General features: G+C 69.7%; 2 protein-coding genes. Both read right to left on the bottom strand.

Annotated features, from left to right (window positions below):
- Positions 1 to 125: 125 nt before the first annotated feature.
- Positions 126 to 1,781, bottom strand: a complete 1,656-nt coding sequence (locus ACFTZB_RS43785; protein WP_378441980.1) for an amidohydrolase — start codon at positions 1,779 to 1,781, stop codon at positions 126 to 128.
- A gap of 60 nt (positions 1,782 to 1,841) precedes the next feature.
- A partial coding sequence (locus ACFTZB_RS43780; protein ID WP_378441977.1) for an APC family permease occupies positions 1,842 to 2,706 on the bottom strand: 865 nt, incomplete at its 5' end.

The following is a 2,706-nucleotide window of genomic DNA, read 5'->3' as shown; positions in this document are numbered from 1 at the left end:
GTCGCCCAACCGTGTCGCCTGAGTGGGGCGGTATCCCCCCGGGGGGGTGGGGGAGGCCGAGCGGCCCCCGGTGGGGCCCCTCGGGGAAACCGAGCCGCAGGGTGTCGCCGCCTGCGGAGGGGCCCTCAGGCGTCCGGTGCCGCGTAGACGCGGTCGCCACCCACATAGGTGAGGACGGCCCGGGTCTCCGCGATCGTGTCGGCGGGTCCGGTGAACGGATCCCGGTCGAGGACGACCAGGTCGGCGAGCTTGCCCACCTCGATGCTCCCCGTGTCGTCGAGGTGGTTCACGTACGCGGACCCGGCGGTGTAGGCGGTGAGTGCGGACGTGAGGTCGATCCGCTGCTTCGGGAGGAAAACCGGGCGCTCCTGCCCGTTCCGGCCCGGCAGGACCCGATTGACCGCGACGTGGATCCCGTGGAGCGGGTCGGCACTGCTGACCGGCCAGTCGCTGCCGGCCGCCAGCGTCGCACCCGAGCGCAGCAAGGAGCCGAAGGGATACTGCCGCTGGGTCCGTTCGTCGCCGAGGAACGGGATCGTGAGCTCGTCCATCTGCGGTTCGTGGGCTGCCCACAGCGGTTGCATGTTCGCGGTGGCACCGAGCGCGCGGAAGCGGGGGATGTCGTCGGGGTCCACGACCTGCAGGTGGGCGAGGTGTGGGCGGGTGTCGCGGAACCCGTTCGCGGTCCTGGCTGCCTCGACCGCGTCCAGCGCGTCACGCACGGCCCGGTCGCCGAGCGCGTGGAAGTGCACCTGGAATCCGAGGGCGTCGAGCTCGGTGACGTAGCCTCGCAGTTCGTCCGGGTCGACGAAGCTGGTGCCGGAATGTGTGGTCGCGCAGCCACATCCATCCAGGTACGGGGTGATCATCGCCGCGGTGCGGGATTCGGCGACACCGTCCAGCATGATCTTCACGGTGTCGGCTCGCATCCTCCCGACGCGGAGACGAGCACGTCGCTCGCGCAGGTCGGGGATCTGCTCGGATCCGCGGTCGCGATCCCACCACAGGGCGCCCGCCACCCGCGCGGTGAGGGAGCCGTCGCCGGCGGCGGTCAGGTAGGCGTCCGAGACGTCGGAGATGCCGGAGGTGTCACCGAGCAGCGCGTCCTGCCAGGCGGTGATGCCGAGCGAATGCAGGTACTGCTGGGCGTGAAGCAGTGCCGCGAGCCGATCGTCGGAGGTGTGCTGCGGGGTGTGGCAGCCGACCAACTCCATCGCGGACTCCTGGAGCATGCCCGTCGGTTCGCCGTCGGCGTCGCGTTCGATGCGGCCGCCGACGGGATCGGGAGTATCGCGGGTGATTCCGGCGAGCGTCAGGGCCCTCGTGTTCGCCCATGCCCCGTGGTGGTCGCGATTGGGCAGGAACACCGGCCGGTCCCACACGACGGTGTCGAGGAGTTGCGCCGTGGGTGTGCCCCCGTCGAACGCCTCCATCGACCACCCGCCGCCCACGATCCACGGCAATTCCGGGTGGGCGTCGGCATAGCTGCGGACGGCAGCGAGGGTGGAAGCGGCATCCCTCGTGCCGGTGAGGTTGCAGCGGGCGTACTCGAGGCCCGCCACCACCGGATGGATGTGTGCGTCCTGGAAGCCGGGCAGCAGGAGCCTACCGGTGAGGTCGACGACCTCGGTACGGGCGCCGATCAGGTCTCGGACCTCGTCGTGGCCGACGGCCGATATCCGGCCCCCGGTGACGGCGACCGTCGTGGCTCGGCGGCGGGCCGGATCGAGGGTGGCAATCGCTCCGCCGGTGAAGACCAGATCTGCGGGTCGTGCTGACATCGAGAATCTCCTGTCGGGAAGTGCTTTCGTCGGTATTCGGTGCACGCTGCGGTGCGATGGTCAGGAACGGGTGGTGACGGCGCCCTCGACGGGTGCACCGAGCAGGTTCGCGTCGTCGGCGTCGGTTCCGCGGCCGGTGACGAAATAGGGCGATCGGCGCACCCATTTCGCGTGCGCGGCCACCATCAGTCCCGAGATCACGACCAGAATCGGGAACAGCAGCTGAAACCACCCGTTGGTCGCGCTGATCTCGAGATGATCGGCCGAGGTGTAGAAAATCCAGCCCAGATATCCGCCGAGCGCCAGCAACACGAGGGCACTGAGCGCGGGAAACACGACCGCGCGCAATCCTTCCCACGGATGTACCCGCAGGAGTCCGCGGAACCGCACAGCGGCCGCGAGTGCCGTCAGGCCGTACCAGAGTGCGACCACCAGTCCGATCGAACTGATGCCCGCACCGAGAAGATCGCTCAGCTTGGGGATGACCGTGGCCAGTAGCGCGACCACGGCGGAGATGCCGCCGAGCAGCACGGTGCCGGCCGCGGGGGTTCCGTAACGGGAATGCACACGGGTCCACACCGGGCCGAGGGTGCGGTCCCTGCCCATCGCGAACAGTCCACGGGCACTGGGTATCACGGTGGCCTGGAGGGACGCGACGACGGAGAACATCAGCGCCACCACGGGGAGCGCGGCCAGCGGCTGATCGGCGAGCGCCTCGCCGAGATACGCGAGTCCGACGGTTCCGTTGTCCGCGAGTTCCGCCGGGGTGAGGACGCGCTGGAACGCCACCGCGCCGAGCAGGAACAAGCCGAGGACCATGACGACGGTGATCACACCGGCGCGGGACGCGTCGCGCGGATCGCGCACCTCCTCGCTCACGCTGAACGCCGCTTCGAAACCCCAGTAGAAGAAGACCGCGATCACC

The sequence above is a fragment of the Rhodococcus sp. NPDC057014 genome, assembly GCF_042673295.1.
Taxonomy (GTDB): Bacteria; Actinomycetota; Actinomycetes; order Mycobacteriales; family Mycobacteriaceae; genus Rhodococcus_F.
This window is presented reverse-complemented; position numbering and strand designations above follow the sequence as displayed.

Bases quoted from the DNA above. Each gene is read 5' to 3' on its own strand.
- ACFTZB_RS43785 (WP_378441980.1), bottom strand. From the start codon at position 1,781: ATGTCAGCACGACCCGCAGATCTGGTCTTCACCGGCGGAGCGATTGCC.